The 22239-nt window shown below is 56.0% G+C and carries 16 protein-coding genes; 6 read left to right on the forward strand and 10 right to left on the reverse strand.

The annotated features are described in order from the left end of the window. Nucleotides 1-119: 119 nt before the first annotated feature. Complete coding sequence (locus tag HPC62_RS18135; protein ID WP_172357913.1) at nt 120-2297, reverse strand: sensor histidine kinase; 2178 nt, start codon at nt 2295-2297, stop codon at nt 120-122. Nucleotides 2298-3159: 862 nt separating this feature from the next. Here HPC62_RS18135 and HPC62_RS18140 point away from each other — a divergent pair. From HPC62_RS18140 to HPC62_RS18150, 3 genes are all read left to right on the forward strand, one after another. Next, the gene (locus tag HPC62_RS18140) at nt 3160-3900 is read left to right on the forward strand and encodes a response regulator (RefSeq protein ID WP_216655284.1); all 741 of its coding nucleotides are present in this window, start codon (nt 3160-3162) and stop codon (nt 3898-3900) included. Between the two features lie 259 nt (nt 3901-4159). Beyond that, nucleotides 4160-5017 (forward strand): dienelactone hydrolase family protein, encoded by an 858-nt coding sequence (locus tag HPC62_RS18145; protein ID WP_172357915.1) that lies wholly within the window; start codon nt 4160-4162, stop codon nt 5015-5017. A gap of 161 nt (nt 5018-5178) precedes the next feature. After that, nucleotides 5179-6396, forward strand: a complete 1218-nt coding sequence (locus HPC62_RS18150) for a DUF4336 domain-containing protein (RefSeq protein WP_172359032.1) — start codon at nt 5179-5181, stop codon at nt 6394-6396. A gap of 109 nt (nt 6397-6505) precedes the next feature. Here HPC62_RS18150 and HPC62_RS18155 read toward each other — a convergent pair whose 3' ends face one another. After that, a complete protein-coding gene (locus HPC62_RS18155; RefSeq protein WP_172357917.1) occupies nt 6506-8656 on the reverse strand; it encodes a polyribonucleotide nucleotidyltransferase in 2151 nt (716 codons plus the stop codon). Nucleotides 8657-9813: 1157 nt separating this feature from the next. Between HPC62_RS18155 and HPC62_RS18160 the strand changes: the two genes are divergently transcribed. Continuing rightward, on the forward strand, nt 9814-11076 hold the full coding sequence (locus HPC62_RS18160) for an SH3 domain-containing protein (protein WP_172357919.1): 1263 nt from the start codon (nt 9814-9816) through the stop codon (nt 11074-11076). 92 nt (nt 11077-11168) lie between these two features. Here HPC62_RS18160 and HPC62_RS18165 read toward each other — a convergent pair whose 3' ends face one another. The 7 genes from HPC62_RS18165 to HPC62_RS18195 form a co-directional block, all read right to left on the reverse strand. Next, a complete protein-coding gene (locus HPC62_RS18165; protein WP_172357921.1) occupies nt 11169-11900 on the reverse strand; it encodes an HAD family hydrolase in 732 nt (243 codons plus the stop codon). 209 nt (nt 11901-12109) lie between these two features. Continuing rightward, nucleotides 12110-13075: a 30S ribosomal protein S1 gene (locus tag HPC62_RS18170; RefSeq protein ID WP_172357923.1), complete on the reverse strand. Its 966-nt coding sequence runs from the start codon at nt 13073-13075 to the stop codon at nt 12110-12112. A gap of 553 nt (nt 13076-13628) precedes the next feature. Further along, a complete protein-coding gene (nrdR, locus tag HPC62_RS18175) occupies nt 13629-14171 on the reverse strand; it encodes a transcriptional regulator NrdR (RefSeq protein WP_172357925.1) in 543 nt (180 codons plus the stop codon). Between the two features lie 286 nt (nt 14172-14457). Further along, complete coding sequence (locus tag HPC62_RS18180) at nt 14458-15300, reverse strand: M48 family metallopeptidase (RefSeq protein WP_225906614.1); 843 nt, start codon at nt 15298-15300, stop codon at nt 14458-14460. A 31-nt stretch (nt 15301-15331) separates the two neighbouring features. Then, nucleotides 15332-15769, reverse strand: a complete 438-nt coding sequence (locus HPC62_RS18185) for an NUDIX hydrolase (protein ID WP_172357927.1) — start codon at nt 15767-15769, stop codon at nt 15332-15334. Nucleotides 15770-15789: 20 nt separating this feature from the next. After that, nucleotides 15790-16434, reverse strand: coding sequence for a hypothetical protein (locus HPC62_RS18190; RefSeq protein WP_172357929.1), 645 nt, complete (start codon nt 16432-16434; stop codon nt 15790-15792). Between the two features lie 122 nt (nt 16435-16556). Beyond that, the gene (locus HPC62_RS18195) at nt 16557-17204 is read right to left on the reverse strand and encodes a sporulation/spore germination protein (RefSeq protein ID WP_172357931.1); all 648 of its coding nucleotides are present in this window, start codon (nt 17202-17204) and stop codon (nt 16557-16559) included. A gap of 166 nt (nt 17205-17370) precedes the next feature. Between HPC62_RS18195 and HPC62_RS18200 the strand changes: the two genes are divergently transcribed. After that, the gene (locus HPC62_RS18200; protein ID WP_172357933.1) at nt 17371-18405 is read left to right on the forward strand and encodes an aspartate carbamoyltransferase catalytic subunit; all 1035 of its coding nucleotides are present in this window, start codon (nt 17371-17373) and stop codon (nt 18403-18405) included. Nucleotides 18406-18408: 3 nt separating this feature from the next. On the opposite strand, the gene HPC62_RS18205 is transcribed toward HPC62_RS18200, so the two are convergent. Further along, nucleotides 18409-20070 carry an alpha-amylase family glycosyl hydrolase gene (locus HPC62_RS18205; protein ID WP_172357935.1) on the reverse strand — a complete coding sequence of 554 codons (1662 nt, stop codon included), beginning with the start codon at nt 20068-20070 and terminating at the stop codon, nt 18409-18411. A 280-nt stretch (nt 20071-20350) separates the two neighbouring features. Between HPC62_RS18205 and HPC62_RS18210 the strand changes: the two genes are divergently transcribed. After that, nucleotides 20351-22207, forward strand: a complete 1857-nt coding sequence (locus tag HPC62_RS18210; protein ID WP_172357937.1) for an alpha-amylase family glycosyl hydrolase — start codon at nt 20351-20353, stop codon at nt 22205-22207. Nucleotides 22208-22239: the final 32 nt, after the last annotated feature.

The following is a 22239-nucleotide window of genomic DNA, read 5'->3' on the forward strand; positions in this document are numbered from 1 at the left end:
CCGGATTCCTAAAGGTGTCATGACTTTCGGGCAAGACAGCACCAAGCCAAATGCTGCGTAAATTTAGTCGGGGCGAGATATGCAGCACTTCTAAGCGTTGCTAAAACGCCTCTTAACAGTTATTTATTCCAGGTAAAGTAGAAGGTTGTGCCTGCGCCCTCTTCCGAATCTAGGTGAATTGTGCCTCCTTCTGTTTCCACAATGCGCTTTACGATGGAAAGCCCCACGCCTGTACTTTCCTTCACATCGCGGGCCTGGAGCGTTTGAAAAATCATGAAAATCTTGCGGTGATATTCCGGCGCGATGCCTGGACCGTCGTCTGCTACGGAAAACTCGTAGCGATCGCCCAAATCTTTGACCCCGATTCGCACTTGCCCATCCGGCCGGTCGTGATGCTTGACCGCGTTGCTGATCAGGTTGGCAAAGACCTGTCGCAGGGGCAGCCGCTTGGTAATCAAGGTCGGCAGGTCGGGCGGGATCGTAATGGTAAACGTGTCGGGCGGGTCGATGGAATCAATGACCTCATCGAGTAGCACCGACAGGGACACCCGCTCCACCGGAGACTCCACACGCCCAACGCGGGAATATTCCAGTAGCCCGTTGATCAGCGCTTCCATACGATGCACGCGCCCCCGTAGGAGGTGAAGCTGCTGCTGGTTTTCCGGGGGCAGTTGTCCCGATAGGTCTTCTTCGATCCATTCAGACAGGTTGGCGATCGCCCGTAGGGGAGCCTTCAGGTCGTGGGACGCAACATAGGCAAACTGTTCCAACTCGCGGTTGCGATCCTCTAGCATTTCATTCGTCTCAGCCAAATCCCGCGTCAAGCGATCCAGTTCATCCGCCCGCGCTTTGAGCTTGGCCTCCGTTTCCAAAAACTGAGTAATGTCGCGAATAATCGCAATCCGCCGATCTTCAAACTGAATCTCGCTCAGGGAAATCTCCAGCGGAAACTGGGAACCATCTCGTCGTTGCCCGATGACTTGGTGCGGTTGTCCGGGCTGAATCCGCGCAAGCGCATGATTTCCCATCCCATCAGACCCGGCAACCCCAACCCCTATAGCCTCAGACCTTGCAGCCTCAGACTCCGCAGCCTCAGACCCCGAAACCTCAGATTCCGTAACGTCGGACTCACCAGCCTCAGAACTGGAGAACTCAGGATCAATCACCACGAAACCCGCAGACGTAGAATCCAGGGTTTCTAAATCGACTGCCTCTTCAGAATTTGCGGCTTCCGATTCAGAATTTGCAGCTTCTGAACTGTCCGCCTCGGAATTTGCAGCTTTCGGAGGAGCGGCCGCCAAACTGGTAACCTCCGAACTGGTAACCTCCGAACTGGTTGTCTGAGAGATTGCGGCTTCTGAACGGGTCGCCTCAGAGACAGGCAACTCCTGCGGGGCTAGCAGCACGTCCAGCGGCCGCCCTTCGACCTCGTGCGCCTGGTAGCCAAACAGTTGCTCTGCTGCGGTATTGAAAATCTCGATTTCGTCGTGTTCATCCAGCGTCACCACGCCATCTACCACGTTGCCCACGATCGCCTGAAGCAGCAATCGGCTCTCTTTCAGCAGTTGCTCTCGGCTTTGCAGTTCACGGTCGAGCTGACGAAACAGGTATACCGCTGCCGTGGATGCCATCAGGCTCAATCCGGCCGTTAGCCCAATGATGCTAGAAGTCGTATTTAGCAATCGAGAACGCTCAATGGTGTAGGCATTGAGACGAAGCTGCTCTCGCTGCTGCAACTGGGATACAAATTCTCGCGCCTGATCAACCGTTTTCTTGCCTTCATCTAACAAGCCGACGAATGAAGGGGCCGTAATGGGAACGCTGGGCTGGGTCGTTAGTGTGTTGACTGTATCATCTAGTAGCCCCATGCTCCGGTCTACTAGCTGTTCCATTTGAGCCACGTCTGCATTGCGGCGATCGCGCTCTGCCTCAGAAACCCCGTATTGGTAGCTCGCCTCCAACCGAGCCAAGCTGTCATCTAAGCTAGCTTTAGCTCGTTTGTAAGGAGCGAGATAGCTGGTATCGCGCGTAATGCCGTAACCTCGAACTCCGGTTTCTGCATTGAGCAAGTCAATCAGCACATTATCTGTAGCGGTAATCACGTCTCGTGTGGCCTCGATCTGCCGTCGAATGCCGCCCAGTGTATTCATCGACCAAATCCAAGACCCAAGGGCGATCGCCAGACAGGTTGCTGGAATCGCGGCGATCGCGGCTCCTCGATAGGCAACTGGCAACCTCGACCAATTGATAAAAACTTGCCGATTGAGTTCTGAAACCTGCTCCTTACCGCGCCTCATGCTGTCCCTCTTAGGTTCATAGCTGCTGAGGCTGAGACGGGTTCTCAGAGAGTCCAGCGGCTATCAATTCCCTTCCTCAGCTTGCAACTATTCTTAATCTTGGCAGTTTAATGGATTCCCTACGCTATGCCTTGGGGGGTATCTTTTTCATCCTGTGCAAATTTAGTCTCTCTCTGCTGACGGATGACGAGAGTGAAAGTTGCAAACCATAATGCTGCCTATCTTGCAGTTTGGAACGGAAAATCCAGACTTGGCATTCAAGCTAAAAATCTAGGTCATAAGTCAAGCGCCGAGGTTGCCTACAGCATTATTTCCGAGTCGATTGGCTTCTCTGAGATGGCTGGTCTAAGAGCTAATTTATGAAGCAAATCTTAAGAAGCCTGAAACTCTTGGCATGTGTGGCTTTGAGGTCATGTTTGCCCAGGAAAAGCGGTTTCTCGGAAATCCTTGATTAACAAGGCTTTCAGGCTCCTTTACAAATTAGCTCTAAGCAAACTTTTCTAGCGGGTCTAGATATTTGTTTAGGTAGAGGCTGCATGATGCTTCAGATAGATTTCTCACACTAGTTTCAACCAAGTCCTTCAACCAAATCTCTAAGAGGATGTTTGAAAAGTTCCACAGTTTGTCCCACTGTTTTTAGAAAAGCGTGCAAGATCCCCCTAAATCCCCCTTGAAAAGGGGGACTTTAAGGCGGGTTCCCCCCTTTTTAGGGGGGGCTAGGGGGGATCTCTGAGTGCTTAATATTACAGGCGATACCTTTTCAAACACCCTCTAAACGCATACAGCGTTTAATCATCCAGTAATCATCTAGTAATCATCAAAAATTGTGGCACTGAAAACTATGGCCCCAGAGCAGGACGGTATGCAAACAGACGTAATGCAAACAGGTGAAATTAGCGTAACGCTAATCGAAGACCACGACCTTACCCGCGTAGGCTTGCGGGCGGCACTCCAGCGGCAAGCGGGAATTCGAGTGTTGGGCGAAGCGGCGAATGCGTCCAGTGGACTGCAAATGCTGCAAGAGGTTCGACCAGACGTGGCGATTGTCGATATTGGGCTGCCGGATATGGACGGGATTGAACTAACCCGCAAGTTTCGGGAGCAGCAGAGTGGGCTGGAAGACGGGCGCAAGACGAAGGTGCTGATTCTCACCATGCACGACAGCGAGGAGTCGGTGCTGGCGGCATTTGCGGCAGGGGCCGATTCCTACTGCATGAAGGACATCAGCATCGACAAGCTGGCAGAAGCGCTGCACGCGACCCACGGCGGCAATTCCTGGATCGACCCAACCATTGCGGGCATTGTGCTGCGCCAGATGCGACAAGCCGTTCCCGACGGCATGGGCATAGAAACCAAGACGGTGACGATTAGCGCCGTGAAGCCTGAAGTGGAGCAATTGCTGGAAAATTCTCCACTCACCGAGCGGGAACTGGAAATTCTGGAGCTGATTGTGGCGGGCTACAGCAACGCGGCGATCGCCGAGCAGTTGTTCATCACGGTGGGCACGGTCAAAACCCACGTCCGCAATATTCTCAACAAGCTCTGTGCCGATGACCGCACCCAGGCGGCGGTGCTGGCGCTGCGCTCTGGGCTAATTAGCTAGGGCGTGTTTTAAAGCCCTTTGATCCCCCCTAGCCCCCCTTAACAAGGGGGGAACCGAGCCGAGCCACTCCAGAAGTCCCCCTTTTTAAGGGGGATTTAAGGGGGTTCGACTCAGGGCAATCAACGACCTAGAAAGTTTTAAAACAATGCCTAGGCGAGTTTTGTCTGTCTGTTTTGTGTGTCTGGAGAGGGATTCGGGCGATCGCCCCCAAGGCGGTACAATCCACTCAGACACAGTTTACAAAACTTAATCCAAGCCTATGTCCCCCAATGCCTCCAACTCTCGTCTGCCGCTGGGCATTCGTCGTCGCGACCTGCTGCTGGGCACTTTGGCGGCAGGCTTCGCGGTGGCTGTGCGTCCCATCTCGGCTGAAACCATTACCACCAGCGACGCGGGCCTGACGGCGGGGTTCGTTTCGATTCCCGTGGGCGATCGCGATATTCCCGCCTACCGAGCCATGCCCAGCACGGGCACGGGCTTTCCTGTTGTGCTGGTGGTGCAAGAGATTTTTGGCATCCATGCCTACATTCAGGACGTATGCCGTCGGCTGGCGCAATTGGGCTATTTGGCGATCGCCCCCAATCTGTTCGAGCGCCAGGGCGACGTGACGCAGCTTCCCAATATCGACGCGATCCGGCCCATCGTGGCCCAGGTGCCCGATGCTCAGGTAATGTCTGACCTGGATGCGACCGCAGCCTGGACAGCCACCGCTGGCGGCGATCTAACCCGACTGGGCATCACGGGCTTTTGCTGGGGCGGGCGCATCACCTGGCTCTATGCCGCTCACAATCCCCAACTCAAGGCAGGCGTTGCCTGGTATGGTCGTTTGGTGGGCACGCCGACCGAGCTACAGCCGCAATTCCCGGTGGATGTGGCAGCAGACATCAAGGCTCCTGTATTGGGGCTGTATGGCGCAAAGGACGACGGCATTCCGCTGGACAGCGTGGAACAAATGAAGTCTGCACTCAAGGCCGCCAACGCGCCCAGCGAAATTATTGCTTATCCCGAAGCGCCCCACGGCTTCCATGCCGACTATCGCCCCACCTATCGCCCCGAAGCGGCGGCCGATGGCTGGCGGCGGATGCAGGACTGGTTCAGGCAGCATGGAGTCATCTAGAAACGCGGCTCAGGATTGCTAAAGCGATTGGTTTGACGATTAGATAAGGATAGGATGGAAGTTTCTGTCTTATCCCTGTCTTTTTGATTGCTGGATTAACAACTGTGGATGATTCCACTCTGAATGGACGCGGCGGCGGGCAGCCAGCACCGGCCTCAGGCCTGCCGCAGCGCGTATTTTTTGAAGATTCGTCTGAAAATTCGTCAGACTGGCGCTGGCCCTTCTGGCCCCTCGTGCCGCTCTATCCCTACGGCAATCGGCGCACCCTGCGAACCGAGATTGTGAAAGACACAGTCTGGACATTTGACCAAGTCCAGGGCATTTTCTACGTGGTGGTGCCGATTCGGATGACGGTGGTGCGGCTGGCAGCGGGCGGGCTGCTGGTCTACGCGCCGATCGCCCCTACCAGAGAATGCGTGCGCCTGCTGCGGGAGCTAGAAGCCCAGCATGGTGCCGTGCAGTACATCATTTTGCCAACGGTGTCGGGGCTTGAGCATAAGGTGTTTGTGGGGCCGTTTGCGCGGCAGTTCCGCACTGCCCAGGTCTTTGTTGCGCCGCATCAGTGGAGTTTTCCGCTCAACTTGCCGCTGAGCTGGCTGGGCCTGCCGCTGGGCCGGACGCAGCCCTTGCCCGAACAGCCGCAAGATGCGCCCTTTGCCGATGAGTTTGACTATGCCGTGCTGGGGCCAATTCATCTTGGCGTGGGACCTTTTGAGGAAGTGGCGTTTTTTCATCGGCGATCGCACTCCCTCCTGCTCACCGATTCCATTGTCTCAATTCCTGCTGAGCCGCCGCCTGTGGTGCAGCTTGACCCATTTCCGCTGCTGTTCCATGCCCGCGATCGCGCTTCGGAAGTCCCCGAAGACAAACCCGTCAACCGTCTCAAAGGCTGGCAGCGAATTGTGCTATTTGCCTTTTACTTTAGCCCCGGAGCGCTGGAGGTTCCCCCTTGGGGTAATGTGTTTGCAGAGGCAAGACAGGTGGGCGATCGCTCTCGGCGCAACTATTTCGGACTCTATCCTTTTCGCTGGAAACCAGGCTGGGAACAGTCCTTTGAAGCCTTGCGCCAAGACGGACGGCTACTCGTCGCCCCCATTCTGCAAAAGCTCATCCTCAACCGCGCCCCCCAGCAAACGCTAGACTGGGCCGCCAGGGTCGCAGGCTGGGACTTTCACCGCATTCTGCCCTGCCACCTGGATGCGCCACTATTGGCAGATTCGCGTCAGTTCCGCCGTGCCTTTACATTTCTAGAAAAGCCGCTCCCGACAGCGGGCACGCCATCGGCTGCCCTGCCCGAAGCGGATCTGGAGCTTCTGAACCGCCTGGATCATGGATTCAGCCGCCGGGGTATCTTGCCTGCTGCCAAGGAACTCGTTTGAGGGTCTAGGGGTCAGGTGCTAAATTTCAACGGCTGGAGAGTAGCTTGGTTTGAACACCTCGCCCTTCCAAGCTCTAAAACCTGACCCCCAGTTGATATCGGCTGCTAATCTACTGCGCGGCTGCTTCCCGCGCCGCGGTTGCCTCGTCGGGATGAATGCCGAGACGAGTCAGGTTGATCCGTCCGCGCTGGTCGATCTCGCGCACTTTCACGATCACCTCATCGCCAACGGCAACTTCATCCTCGACCTTGCCCACGCGATAATCCGCCAGTTGCGAAATGTGGATCATGCCCTCTTTGCCGGGGAGGAATTCCACAAATGCGCCGATGGGAATGATGCGCGTCACTTTGCCCACATAGACATCGCCTGCGCTGAGCTTGCGGGTCATGCCCTCGATGATGGCGCGGGCAGCCTTTGCCTTTTCGCCGTCGATTGCAGAAATAGTGACGGTGCCATCGTCTTCGATATCGACTTTGGCTCCGGTCTGCTCGGTTATGCCCTTGATGGTCTTGCCGCCGGGGCCGATAACCATGCCGATAAATTCGGGGTCAATTTTGATCGTCAGCAGGCGCGGTGCATAGGGCGACAGTTCAGCACGGGGCTTGTCTATGGCGGCTAGCATTTTTTCAAGGATGTGCAGTCGGGCGGCGCGGGCCTGGTTGATCGCATCCGCCACGACCGAGACAGGCAGCCCCGTAATCTTCATGTCCATTTGCAGCGCCGTGATGCCCGTGTCGGTGCCCGCCACCTTGAAGTCCATGTCGCCGAGGAAGTCTTCGATGCCCTGAATGTCGGTCAGGATGCGGACTTCATCTCCTTCTTTGATCAGCCCCATAGCGGCTCCGCTGACGGGCTTGGAAATGGGCACGCCCGCATCCATCAGCGCCAAGGTGGAGCCACAGACCGACCCCATCGAGGTGGAGCCGTTGGAAGACAGCACCTCGGATACGACGCGGATAACATAGGGGAAGTCCGATTTTTCGGGCAAAACTGGCACCAGCGCCCGCTCTGCCAGGGCCCCGTGGCCGATTTCGCGGCGGCCGGGCGATCGCATCGGTTTTGTTTCCCCGACCGAGTAGGGCGGCATGTTGTAGTGGTGCATGTAGCGCTTTTCTTCGTCGGGATGCAGGTCGTCCATTTCCTGCGCGTCGCCTGGGGTGCCCAGCGTCACCACCGACAACACCTGGGTTAGCTCCCGTTGAAACAGGGCGCTACCGTGAACCCGGCTGGGCAAAACCCCTGTGCGGCAGCTAATCTTGCGGACTTCATCCAGCTTGCGCCCGTCCACGCGCACCCCGTCTTCGATAATTTGCTTCCGCATCAGCTTTTTGGTGACGCTCTTAAACACGGTGGGCAGGGCTTTGGGGTTGGCTTCGGCCGCCATGCGGATGGGGCTATCTTCAGGCATTTCGGCGATTTCAGCGGCAACGGCGGCTTTCACTTCCTCTAGCTTTTCGTCACGCTCGCCCTTCGTGTATTCAAAGTGCGTCAGGATTTCTTTGATAGCCTGTGTGGTGCGATCGCCGATAAAGTCTTCTAGCGTAGAATCGACTTCTGGCTCCGCTTCTTTCACCAGTTCGATGCCCAGTTCCTTGATCAGGTCAAGCTGCGCCTGAATCAGGTCGCGCACCGCTTCATAACCAAAGTCGATCGCCTCGATCATGTCCTGCTCCGGAAGCTGGTTTGCGCCCGCTTCCACCATGATCACGCCTTCAGGCGAACCTGCGACCACCAGATCGAGATCGCCTTCCTCAATCTCTTTGTAGGTGGGGTTGATAATAAAGTCGTCGCCAATTAGCCCGACACGCACCGCCGCCATTGGACCATTGAAGGGAATCTTGGCCAACAGCGTGGCGATTGAAGCACCCGTGACGGCCAGCACATCGGGCGGCACTCGCTCATCCATCGACATCGTAGTGGCCACAACCTGAATATCGTCCCGCAACCACCCAGGAAACAGGGGGCGCAGGGGGCGATCGATTAATCGACTCACGAGCGTTGCCTTTTCAGGGGGTCGCCCCTCCCGTCTCAAAAAACCACCCGGAATCCGCCCTGCCGCGTATAATCTCTCTTCGTAATCTACCAGCAGCGGCAAAAAGTCGATTCCCTCTCGCGCTGAGGCACGGGTCGCTGTCACAAATACAGCGGTATCTTCTGACTGCACGAGCACTGCGCCGCCTGCCTGGGGAGCCAATAGCCCCACCTTCAGCCGAATATCCCTGCCATCGAAGGATATCGACTTGTCAATTTCGTCGAACATGAAGCGATATTTCCTTTTACTTGCCTGACTTTTTTCTTTCTCTCGCAATCGTAGCGCAATCCCAGCAGGGATGAACGTTGCCGCTTGCTAACGCAAATATCCGTTTCAATCTGTTGCAGTTTGCTTTGCAAATGAGGCGGCGATCGCCCTTAGTCCGCACCTCCCGCCCCTGCAAAATAGCGCCCTATTCAGCCTCTTTTTCGATCTTTCTCGGCTTTGCAAATCCTCTAAATCTGGTTTTAGGAACCAGAATCAGCAGGTTCTTGAGGGCATTGTCCGACTGTAAGGGATTAAGCTAAGAGACCTTTCAACCCGCAAGGCGATCGCTTCTTTTGAGGCTCTATTCTGAGCATCTCGCTTGCCAATCAGAATCTTGCAGTCAACCCGTCTCAACTCAGCCACCCGCCCTATCAAGTCAGACAAAGATCAGGCAAAATCGCGATCGCAGTTTGGATTTTTGGAGCGACTCGTTGCCAAATCTATAGGGAGAATGTGAGGGTTGCTTTCACAGCAGATTCGGCTTTAGGTCTTAAAGGAGAGTCGGGCAAATTGAAGCGATGGGTCGAATCATTGTGAGGATTTGTATGCTGCATCACCTTGATCTACCAGACCTAAAAAGCCAGCCCGTGATTCTCATCACCAGATTCGGACCAATGAAAAACGCAAATTAGTCTTTTTGTACTACAAGACAGGGGCTTTTGAGGTTCGTGGTTTTCAGAATTTCTTTAGAAGTTTAGTGGCAAAATGTAGCGGATCGACACAATATATCGCGGGCAGACTTTGCCCTTTCCTGAGTAGGTTTCTTAATCAGCCCTAGTTTACAGATTTGTTGCGATCGCCCGTTTGCCCATATTTAGAAATATTCCGGGCGATCGCCCCCTTGCTAAATCAAGATTTTTGCACGATCCACTTTGCGATTTTCAGAGTTCGTAGGATAATTCAGGAAATAGTTTAGGTTTAAAGCTGCCCTTCTTCGCCGTCCATTTCTTTCCAAGAACACGCAGATTCTCATATTGCGGGTGCCCTCTAGAGAGAGATAGCCTGGGTTTAAATAGTCCCAAGAAGCGTCGATTTTTTTTGGTTTTAACCTGACTAAACCTGAGCCTCGGTTCTGTCTAAAAACATGGAAAACTCGTATTCAACGAGTGAGGAGACTTATGGAATCACTAGCATATATTCATGCTGCGGTTGCCTACGAAGACCCGAATCCGGCTCCTGAACTTCAGGTAAGCCTGGAAATTCCTAGCTCGGTCTGGCTGGGAACCCTCTCTACCGCAGTCGTCGTATCTGCCGTTGGTGGCGTTGCGCCAGAAGCCCAAGCTGTGGTTCGCTTTGGCGATACCTGCATCCAGGTAGGCGATGTGCAAAGCGCCCTTGCTTCGGCGGGCTTCAGCCCCGGCTCTGTTGACAGCGTTTTTGGCTCCAACACGCTATCCGCTGTCAGACGGTTTCAGTTGTCGAAGGGGCTTTCTGTGGATGGCGTGGTCGGCCCAGCAACCGCCAGCAGCCTCGGTCTGAGTGGTTCGATTTACGACGTGGGCGTTAGCTGCGGCACTGGCGGCCCTGGCGATGACGGCGGCCCAGATTTCGTCAGAGTTTCGACCAATGGCAGCCCCCTGACCGTTCGCAACGGCCCGGGATCTGGGTTTGCGCCCATCGACTATCTGTCTAACGGCACGGTGGTTCGCGTGGTGGGTTCCTCAGGCGGCTGGTACAACATCTCAGGTGGTGGCTGGATTTCACAAGCTTGGACAGTCGAGAGCAGTGGCGGCACTGGCGGTGGCGGTGGCGGTGGCGGCACCGGCAACTATTTCGTCTCCACCAACGGCAGCACGCTGCTGGTTCGCAATGGCCCCGGCACTGGGTTTGCCGTTATTGATGAACTGTTTAATGGAACCTCGGTCACCATTGTCGAAGTTTCGGGCGGCTGGGGTCGTCTGTCTAGCGGCGGCTGGGTGTCGATGGACTGGCTGAGCGCTGGCGGCAGTGGCGGCGGCGGTGGCGGCGGTGGCGGCGGCACCGGCAACTATTTCGTCTCTACCAACGGCGGCACGCTGCTGGTTCGCAATGGCCCCGGCACTGGGTTTGCCATTATTGATGAACTCTTCAACGGCACCTCGGTCACCATCGTCGAAGTTTCGGGCGGCTGGGGTCGTCTGTCTGACGGCGGCTGGGTGTCGATGGACTGGCTGAGCGCTGGCGGCAGTGGCGGCGGCGGTGGCGGCGGTGGCGGCATCGGCGGCTACTATGTCTCCACCAACGGCGGCACGCTGATCGTCCGGAGCGGCCCTGGCCCTGGCTTCATTGATATTGACGAGCTTCCCAACGGCACCCCGATTGACATTGTGGAGATCTCTGGTGGTTGGGGTCGCTTAGCTGGTGGTGGCTGGGTGTCGATGGATTGGGTTGCTTTTGACTAAGCCTGCTCTAGAGACTCCGTTTTTTTAGAGTGAGGGGTGTAGAGATCAGACTCTACGCCTCTTTTTTCTGCTTTTTTCTGCTTTGAATGTCGTCAGATCTGAATTTCCTGAAGACTTTCAATCACGATGCTGGCTCCTGCTAAGCCGGATACAGCAGCCGGATTGCGGGCGATGCCGATACATCCGGCCGATCGGGCGGCGATCGCCAACTGCACATCTGCCTGAGAATCACCCACCACCAGCGTTTGTCCTGGCAACACGCCCAATTTCCCACAAACCTGCTCTAGCAAAATCGGATCGGGCTTGCTCGGCCCCTCCTCTGTTCCCTGACACACCTGCAAATAGGGTGTGAGTTCGTAGCGGTCGGCAAAGTCTACCACCTGAGCCGTCGTATCCGACGACAAAATTGCCAGCTTTAGCCCTGCACCCGCCAGCCGTTGCAGCGTTTTTGCCACGTCTTCATAGCAGGGCGTGTGGTCGGCCTTTCGAGAAAAGGACTGATCTGCCTCCTGAAATGCTGATTGAACGAGCGCCAGCGACTCTAGCCAGCCGCGTCCCGTTTCCGAAACGTAGGCGGCGGCCGCAATCTCGTTTTCGCGGCGAGTGCCTACGGCCATTAGTCCAGCCGGATTCAACTGATCCCCGTCCAGCCCAAAGGCAAGCTGGAGCGCACTTTCCACGCCGGGAATGTGGGCATCAATCAAGCGCGATCGCCGCTGAGCTAGCACCCGCAGAAAATGCGCCGAATCTGCCAGCGTGCCGTCTTTATCGAAGACCACCGCCTGCACGTCTGGAAACATCACCGAGCCACACCGAATCAGCATCCTTACCCCAAAAGCACACCAACTGCGTCAGTCCTAACAAACAAAAAGGAGGGACAATCCCTCCTCAGTCAGAAGCGTCTCCATCTGAAACGCTAACGATTAACATGTGATCAATCCACTCTGTAATCAATCCATTCTGTAATCAATCCATTTGCCCTACCGCACCGAGCCTATAGCCTCAAGCGGTCAGGTCTCCGAATGCCAGACGCTTACTCAGCAGCCAGCAGCACTTCTTCCACTTCGTAGTCTGCTGTCTGCGAAAGCCCAGCATCAGCCGACTGCGCGGGCTGGAGCTTCTGCTCTCGCCAGCGGGCAGCCATCTCCTCCGCCTTCTCGTAAACCACATCGGGGTTTTTCACCATGTCGCCTGGTTCGGGTTCAAGCTGCTTGGTAGACAGCGAAATCCGGCCCCGCTCAGCATCTAGGTCAATAATCATGACCTTCACTTCGTCGTTTTGATTGAAGACGCTATGCGGCGTGTCGATGTGGTCGTGAGAGATTTCGGAAATGTGCAGCAGACCGCTGACCCCGCCGATATCGATGAACGCACCGTAGGGCTTCAGACCGCGCACCGTGCCGACCACCACTTCGCCCACTTCCAGGCGATTCATCTTGCGCTCCACCAAGGCGCGGCGGTGGCTCAGCACCAGACGGTTGCGCTCTTCGTCCACTTCCAAAAACTTCAGGGGCAGTTCTTCGCCCACCAGGTCTTCCTTGGGCTTGCGGGTGCTGATGTGGGAACCTGGAATAAAGCCGCGTAGCCCTTCAATCCGCACTAGGGCACCGCCCCGGTTGGTTGCAAATACGGCAGAGCGAACCGTTGCGTCTTCTGCCTGAAGCTGACGAACACGCTCCCAGGCCCGCATATACTCAATCCGACGAATAGACAGCGTTAGCTGGCCTTCTTCGTTTTCGTCGGTGAGGATATAAAACTCACGAGTTTCGTTGGATTGCAACACCTCATCTGGCGTATCGATGCGGTTGATCGACATCTCCTGTATAGGGATGTAGGCGGCCGTCTTAGCGCCAATGTCAATCAGAGCGCCCCTCGGCTCCAAACTAAACACCGTCCCCGCCACAATATCACCGGGGCTAAAGTGATAGTCATACTGGTCGAGAAGAGCGGCAAAGTCTTCGTGCGTAAAACCAATGTCTACTTTTTCCTGATTGACCATGCTAATCGTTTCCTAGTGTTCGTCTCCGTAGTTTTTGTTGGGCCGACATTCTCCTTAAGCTAATGCACAACATGCCCGACCGCTGCCCGCATCAGCCAGCACTGTCCTGACAGATGTACACCCAAAGGGGCGTAACCAGATACTCCAAGATTCTGCGTTTTAGACGTTGATGTTTCAGCCGCCTTCTATTGTAAGCGCAGCACCGAAGTTGTTGCTAACCCTAGGAGATCTATCATACCCCACGGTCGCCCTTCAGGTAGCCAGACTTTTGCGGAATTCTTGTATAACTTTGCAATTTTCTCGCGTGTGGGGGGCTGTCTGGCTGAAGCTCGTGCAAACAGGGTTTCATTGAGCGGCTGGCTGCTCCAAATTTGCAGCAGACTCACGGGTGAACGGGGCTTGCCTGGGCGAACGTTCAGTGGTTTGTCTCAGGCGTATATCAAGTAAGTTCAGCGTGAAACTTTTTCTGGGCTTGCCTGGGCGAACGTTCAGTGGTTTGTCTCAGGGGCTTGTCTTATGGGTTTGTCTCAGTGGTTTGTCTCAGGGGCTTGCCTCATAAGACACCCAGCTCGTCTTCCTGCTCAGAGGGGTCTAGAACTGAGGGGGCGATCGCCCCTCTCCGCTCAGACTTGCTGCCGTTTCCCAACGCGCCCTGAAGCTGGTTGAGCGTGTCTACAAAATCTCGAATGCCGCGAAACTGTCGATAGACCGATGCAAAGCGGATGTAGGCGACTTCGTTCAGGTCTTGCAGCCGATCCAGCACCAGCTCGCCAATTTCCTGGCTGGGCACTTCGCGCACCGATCGTTGCTGAAGTTCGGCCTCGATTTCGTCTACCAGATTTTCTAGTTCTAAATGGGGAATACCCGTTTTTTCGCAGGCCCGCATGATGCCGCGCAGCACCTTTGAGCGGTCGAAGGATTCCCGTGCGCCGTTCCGCTTGACCACAATCACGGGCACAAACTCAATGCGCTCGTAGGTGGTGAACCGTCGTCCGCAGCTCAGGCACTCCCGTCGCCTTCGGACGCTTTGCCCCGACTCGGCCGAGCGAGATTCCAAAACGCGGTTGTCGGTAAATTGACAGAAGGGACACCTCATGGGAACCGCCTTTTAGGCAAGGTTATACAGAATATAATGACATGGGCTTGATCTGGGGTGCGGCTGTGGTTCACGGGGATTTTCGGTGAGCAGGGCGATCGCCCCCACCCCCAAGCGCCAGAACAGCCCTCCGGCAATTCACCTGGCGATCCACTTGGCAATTCACTTGTCGATCCACTGGAGTCGATTCCTGAGGCACCCAATTCACGGCTTGCGTCCTTTGGCTGTGTTATGATACTCCAGTTTTCAAAATTTCTAACATAGACTTTGAGGCGAGTTTATTGGGTTATTGGGCGGCGCTGGTGGGGCGCGATCGCTCGACCCAGGCAGGCACATAGCACCAGGCTTTTTGCAGTTCCTGGTCTAGCCGTTCATAGTCGGGTTCTTTTTTGCCCACCAGTGCCCAAAACTGGGCGGAATGGTTCATGTGAACCGTGTGGCACAGTTCGTGAATAAACACATAGCGCACCAGCGGCGCAGGCAAAAACAGCAGCTTGGCATTTAGGCTGATGGTGCGTTTGCTGGAGCAGCTTGCCCAGCGCGTCTTTTGCTGGCGGACAGAGGCGCTGGTGTAGGGCAGGTCAATCTCGCGGCTCACCTGCCGCAGCCAGGGCAAAAAGTGGTAGGTCGCCTTGCGGTTGAGCCAGCGCCGCAGGAGCGATTGGCAGCTTTCCAAATTCTCCGTCGGGCCGTGGACGTGAAGCTGGCAAGGGCTGCGGGTGGTGGCCGTGAGCTGGGTTCCAGGTGCGGGTGCGTAGATGACGCTCCAGGTTTCGGGGAGCGATCGCAGTTGAATTTCTTCCGGCAAGGGCTGCACCACGTCCAGCGGCATGGTTTCTTGGCGATCCAAAAAGCGCTGTCGCGTCCGCACGATCCATTCCCGTCGCCGCTCCACAATCTCCGGCACCTGGCGCGGGTCAACGCTGGGGGGAATGACGATTTCCACGTCGCCCCAATGCGAGACATGAATATTGATATTTTTGGCCCGCTTGCTGACGCGAATGCGGTAGTCTAAGCCGTTTGAACTCCCGCTTGAACTGGGTAGAGAATCGCCCGCCGTGTTTGCACCCAGCGCCCCCTGATAGCCCATTGCGCCCCGCCCGCTTTGTTTGCTAAACGCATCGTTCATAAAAACTTGTCTAATCCACGAAAATCCTGAATCAAGTCGACTTCAGAAAACCCTGCTCCACAAACTCCAGCAAGATTTTGCGATGGGGCTGACCCAGCGGCCGCACCTGACCCGCCCGTGCCGAGTAGCGATCGCCCCGCTGAATATCCTCCAGGCTGAGCAGGCCCAAGTCCCAGCCTTCATTCAACTGCAAGCGGTCTAAAGGCACGTCCAGGCGACCGTGAAACACATGCCGCACCACGTCTTCTAGGTCATACCGGGCAAACGGCTCCAGCAGCGCGGGCGCGTAGCCAATTTCCTCCAGCAGTTCGCGCTGCACTGCCACATCGGGCGCTTCATCTGGCTCGACATGTCCCCCAAAGAAACCCCAGCAACCAGGGTAATAGATCCCCGGAATGTCGTCCCGCAGTTGCAGGAGAAACTGACCGTCTTGATGCAGAATGGCGATCGCCACATGAACTTGAGACATAAGTGAATTTGGGCTAGGCGCTAAGGTTCTGCCCCCACGCTATCGCCCGGTGCAGGCTTCAGCAAGCCCACCAGGATTCGCAGCAGCGCCTCCAGATCTGCCGGAACCCGGTACAGGTTGAGATCCTGCGTTACCTGTCGTGTCTGTCGGTCAAATTGGCCGAACTGCCAGATGCTCCCGGTCGATACTGCCCCCGGCAGCACCCCTTGCTCCGACTCGATCCACTGATCCAGCGCAATTAGCTCTACTGCTAGCTGCACAAATCCCCGCTCTAGGTCTTCGTTTTTGGCTTCAATTACCAAAACTGTCACGTCCGTTTGCAGAAAATAGTCCAGCGATCCCTTAAGCTGATTGCTCACCGCCACTGGGTATTCTACATTCAGCAATGCTTGCGTGTAGTGCAGCACATCCGTCAGCACAGGGGCAATCAAAAACTCGCGCCGCGCCGCTTCACTGGTCAGGCTGAGTCGGGGGAGACTCTCTTCAATGCGCTGTTGCAGGCTGTCCAGTCGATCCAGTTCTCCTCTATGAGGCGAAAAGGCGATCGCCCGCTTCTGGAGCGTCACCCCAAAATGAGCCAGAATATCCCTCGGCGCAAAGTTGAGCCTGAAATAATCTGCAAACATGTAAGACTGATCGGGCTGGAGGATGGGGGCTTTAGGCATGGGAGGAATGGTTGGGGAATCGAGCAATTAGAAACAGGATGCTTGAGTGACGTAGAAATTGGCTCTAACACTGACTTAGTATTCTGCCTCTGTTATGCTGCGACGGTTTACTTTCACGTCCTTCACAATACAATCTCCTCCCCGCGTTCGGTAAAGCGGACAGACTTCACATTCCACTCAGGATTTTTCATCAGGGTTTCGCGCAGGCTGCCAAACAGCGCAAACTGTTCGCACGCCGACAGGGAAACGATCTGCCGCTTTGACCCCGGCACCAGGCGCAGATCGATGGTGGCTTCGCCCGTTTGGGCATTCAGGCTGACGCGATAGCCGCCCAGGTCAAAGTCACCATCGCCCTGTTTTTCCAGCACCTTGCCCACGGCTGCCTGCATCGGCCGGTCGGCGGGCACCTGCACCTGCTCTGGCACAAAGTTCACGCACTGGTCATCGGCCTGGTAAACCGTGACCGTGGTCAGCCGGGGGGCAGCAGTGGGGGAAATCGGCGCGGCGAGGGACTGGGGCGCGGCGGGGGCGGCGGGCGCGGCGGGTTTATCGGAGCTTCTAGGACTGGAACGGTCTGGGGAAGATGCTGCGATGGGTGTGCGAGTTGGCGACTGGGGTGATGCAGCGTTGGGCGGGGGGGCTGTGCGGCTCCCGCAGCCTGCCAAAAGCAGCACAGCCAGCAGGAAAAGCAGGCAGGCAGAAAGTTGGCGGGGTGGGGCGATCGCCCTTGGCATCCGGTTCACCCCCAGGTTCAGCACTCTCGGTTTCATACAGGAAATTTCATGACAGGGTTCTAGACAGATCGAACAGCAGGGTTTGGCAGCAGGAAGGTGGCGGAGAAGGGCGATCGCCCCAAACTTTGCGGATTCTACCGAATCGGGCGCGGAGGAAGTAGAGCAATGGTCTAAACTCTAAATCGTATTGCATATGACCATTATGGTGACCCCAAACTGGACGCGCCGCCATGTCCTTTCGCTGGCCGACTTTTCGCCAGCGGAATACGACACCGTGCTGCAAACGGCGGCCAGCTTCCGCGAAGTGCTATCTACCCGCACCAAAAAAGTGCCCGCCCTCCAGGGGCAGGTGATTACCAACCTGTTTTTTGAGTCCTCCACCCGCACCCGCAGCAGCTTTGAACTGGCCGCCAAGCGCCTCTCTGCCGACACGCTCAACTTTGCCCCCGGCACGTCATCCCTCACCAAGGGCGAAACTATCCTCGACACCGCGAAGACCTATCTGGCAATGGGCACGGACATGATGGTGATTCGCCACAAAGAAGCAGGTGTGCCCCAGGCGATCGCCCAGGAAATGGATCGGCTCAATACCCACGTCGGCGTGCTGAATGCAGGCGACGGCCAGCACGAACACCCGTCGCAGGGACTGCTCGACCTGTTTACCCTCTGCACGCTGCTAGACCACGACTATCCCCGCGTGGATCTGCTGCGTGGCAAGAAAATTGCGATCGTGGGAGACATTCTGCATTCCCGCGTGGCCCGCTCCAATCTCTGGAGCCTGACCACCAGCGGCGCAGAGGTTCACCTGGCCGGCCCGCCCACGCTGCTGCCCCACTGGTTTGCAGAATTTGTGAAACCGCCGTCGAAAAAAGCGGGGGAGCAGGCTAACCCAACTCCCCAACCCTCTATCTTGCCGCCGACCATCCACTGGGAACTCGATCCTGCGCTCGAAAACGCCGACTTTGTGATGACGCTGCGATTGCAAAAAGAGCGGATGACCAGCCACCTGCTGCCCAGCCTGCGCGAATACCACCAGCAGTTTGGTATTACGGGCGATCGCCTCCAGCGCTGCAAGCCCAGCGTCAAAGTGCTGCACCCCGGCCCGGTCAATCGCGGCGTGGAAATTAGCTCTGAACTGATGGACGATCCAGACTTCAGCCTGATTTCGCAGCAGGTGACCAGCGGCGTGGCCGTGCGAATGGCGCTGCTTTACCTGATGGGCAGCGGCAAAGGCTGAGGGCTATCCCTGCCAGACAAACACCTTGGCCTCAAACTCGCCCAGGTCGGTCATCAACTGGTCGTCGCCAGACTGCACCTCGTAGTTGCCCGTCCATTCGTGCCAGGTGCCATTGGCAGGGAAGTTGGGCACGGTGTAGCCTGCCAAAAACTGGTCAGAGAAGTTCGCCACCACCGCCACGCGGGAGCCTTCGTCGTTCCAGCGGGTGTAAGCCAGCACCTTGACTTCAGGATTTTCGTGGAAAAACTCGACGTTTTCGGTGTGCAGAGCGGCGTTATGTTTCCGCAGCGCAATTAGCCCCTTGTAGTAATCAAACAAGCCCTGGTTCAGGTCGTTACTCAGCAGCGTCCAGTCAATCTTGGCGGGATCGGGCGTTTTGTACTTGTACTCTCCAAATTCCTCGCCCATCCACAGCATCGGTACGCCCATCGCCGTCATCAGCAGCACTGCGCCCAGCTTCACGCGACGGAATGCGGCTTCGTCAAAAATTTGGCGATCGCTCAATTCTGCCATCACATGGTTGTGGTCATGGTTGGTCAGATAGTTCACCACATTGGTCGCGCCCATAAAGCCCTGGCGCTTGGCATCAATGACATCCTTGAGCGCTTCCAGATCAAAAGTATCGCCGGTGATGTGGGCCAGCACCGTGTGATAAAAGCTGTCGTGCCAGCAGCCATCCATCGGCCCGTCTACATTGGTAATGCTCGTGGTTTCGGGAATGTGTTCTGCGATGTTAAAAAATGGTTTTGCGCCTGCGGTTTCCTTGGCTTCATGTGTGATCCAGTGCATGAAATCATAGTTCGCAATCTGACGCGCCGCATCATACCGAATACCGTCTAGATGGTATTCGCGCACCCAGTAGCGCACCGTGTCACCAATGAAGCGGCGGGCAGGATAGGTTTCCAGATTTTCATCGTAATGTTCGTAGTTAAACTCTGGACCCCAGTTGTTGTCGGGGTCGCGCGGCTCATGGTGATACCAATAGTCATGGTCGATCTGCGTCAGCGGCGACGATGCTTCCGAATGGTTGTAAATCCCGTCCATGAACACGCGAATACCTCGATGATGGCATTCGTCGATCAATCGTTTGAGGTCAGCCGTAGACCCATAGCTCGACTCGGTGGCAAAGAAGTGGCGAGGGTTGTAGCCCCAGCTATAGTCGCCGGGATACTCCTTCACAGGCATTAGCTCAATGGCGTTGATGCCCAAGTCACACAAATAATCCAGTTTTTCGATGACATGCTTGTATTGCCCGCGGGCGTGGGGGTCGTCTTCACCCCCCGAAAAGTCCGCCACATGCATTTCGTAAATCACCAGCTCGTGATCGGCAGGCAGCGGCGTGTCGTCATATTGCCAAACGTAGGTATCAACGATTCGCTTTCCGTCTTTAATTCGCGCGATGGCGTTCTCTTCAGAAGATTTTCCATCTACATCGGTGGCGTAGGGATCGGTCACATCTACCCACTGATTGGGTTCAAAAAACCAGGACTTACTTTGAACCCGAAACTTATAATTATAAACACCATCTTCCAAATCCACGCTAACCCGAAAGAAGCCGTCTTTTCCCTTTTTCATGGGGATTTCTTCCCAGTCTGAAAAGGAACCAATGAGCGATGCGGCTTCGTTGTAGGGCGCAAACAAACTGAATTCAATAGGACTTGCCATAGTTTTTTCGTCGGGAAAGCTTGAACTAGCGATTTCATTATTGGCGATGCCAAGATTGGGCACATCTGGCATTAGAAATAGGGCATTAGAAATAGGGCGTTAGAAATAGAACCTTAGAAATAAATCAAAAGGAATAGCATGTCAGGAATGGCGTGTAAGGAATCGGGACGGCGAGAAGGGCGATCGCCCCCTGACGTATTCCCCTTGACCAAGGGTTTTCAATCGCGCCAACTATGATCTGGGCACATCGTTCCTCATCAACGTTAGAAATCTAAAAATAATGCTGACTGTTATTGAACCGCAGGCTCCCCGGCGGCTGGCAGATGCAGATTTGAATCCTCGCGGCCGCGTATTTCCCAGTCCTCTATCCTGGCGCGATCAGTTTCTCTACCAGCTGTTGCCAGACCGCTTCAGTGACGGTCGCGAGGGAGAGCGGCCGATGTTCGATCGCCACCGGCCAGAGCAGTTTCGCGCCGAGAGCAAGGCCGCCTGGATGGCTGCAGGCAATCGGTTTAATGGCGGCACGCTGAAGGGCATTCTCAGCAAGCTGGACTATTTGCAGACTCTGGGGGTGACTACGCTCTGGCTCAATCCCCCCTGGAAGCAGCGGATCGATAGCGAAACCTATCACGGCTACGGGATTCAGAATTTCTTGGAGGTCGATCCGCGCTTTGGCACGCGACAAGACCTGCGGGATCTGGTCGATGCGGCGCATGATCGCGGCATGTACGTGGTTCTGGACATTATCTACAACCACAGCGGCAGCAATTGGTACTATCGCGGCCCGGAGGGTTCTCCAGCAGAAACCATGCCCTACCGCTTTTCGCCGCCCTACGAGATTCACGGCTGGCGATCGCACGAGAGCCGCAGCATTCCCCAGCCCCTCACCCTGGAGGATGGGGTGTTTCCCGAAGAATTTCAAAACCCAGACTGGTACAACCGGGCAGGCATGATTAGCCAGTGGGAAGTGTCGCCGTGGGAAGACCCGCTCAATCCCTACGTGGAGTTTCGTCAGGGCGACTTTTTTGAACTGCGCGATTTCAACTTGGAAAATAAGGAAACGCTGTCGGCGCTGGCCAAGGTCTATCAATACTGGATTGCGCTGACGGACTGCGACGGCTTTCGAGTCGATGCCGTCAAGCACGTTTCGCCTGCCTCCTCGCGCCGATTTTGCAGCGAGATCCACGGCTATGCCCAGGCCATTGGCAAGGAAAACTTCTTGCTGGCAGGGGAACTGACGGATGAAAACCTGGTGCAGGGCTATCGCGACATCTTTGGGCGCAATCTGGACTCGGTGCTGGACATTGCCGCCGCGCCAAATAACCTGATGGCACTGGTGAAGGGGCTGGGCCATCCTGGAGCCTATTTCGGGCTATATGACGAAGCGCAGCTTTCGGGCAGCATCCGCCAGTTGGGGACGTATCACGTCTCGGTGCTGGACGACCACGATATGTGTTCGCGGCCAACAAAGCAGCGGTTTGCGGCAGGTAGCGACCTCCCCACCCGCTATCACCAGGCGGCCCATGCGGTTGGGGTGATGCTGACCATGCCGGGAGTGCCGTCGATTTACTACGGCACAGAGCAGGCGCTCGATGGCTCCGAAAGTTACCACGACTATGGCATCGAGCCGCAGCACGCCTATATCGACCGCTATATCCGCGAGTGTATGTTTGGCGGCAAGTTTGGCGCGTTTGGCACGGAGGGATGCCACTTTTTTAACCCGCAGCATCCGACTTATTTGCGAATTGCGGCGATCGCTCGTGTGCGCCAGCGTCCCGATCGCATCGGCCGCGCCCTGCGCCGAGGGCAACACTATCCCCGCGAAACCTCGTTTATGGATCGTCCCTTTTCCTATCCCGGTGCGGGAGAACTGGCCGCCTGGTCACAAATTCAGTTCAATGCAGAAGTGCTGATGGTGCTGAACACCCATGGCACAGAAGGGCGAGGCGCGTATGTAACGATTGATCGCTCGCTGCATCCCAATGGCTCAACCATGACGGTGCTGTACAACAGCGATTGGAGCGACGAGCAACTCCAGAACCCGCCGACGGATGAAACCGTCACCGTGGAGCATTATCAAGACCGACGGGTGGTTCATGTCAGCTTGCCGCCCGCAGGCATGATGATCTTGGCTTAGGTTGGGGTTGTCCACTGCCGATGCCTGATGAG

Source organism: Thermoleptolyngbya sichuanensis A183, assembly GCF_013177315.1.
Classification (GTDB): domain Bacteria; phylum Cyanobacteriota; class Cyanobacteriia; order Elainellales; family Elainellaceae; genus Thermoleptolyngbya; species Thermoleptolyngbya sichuanensis.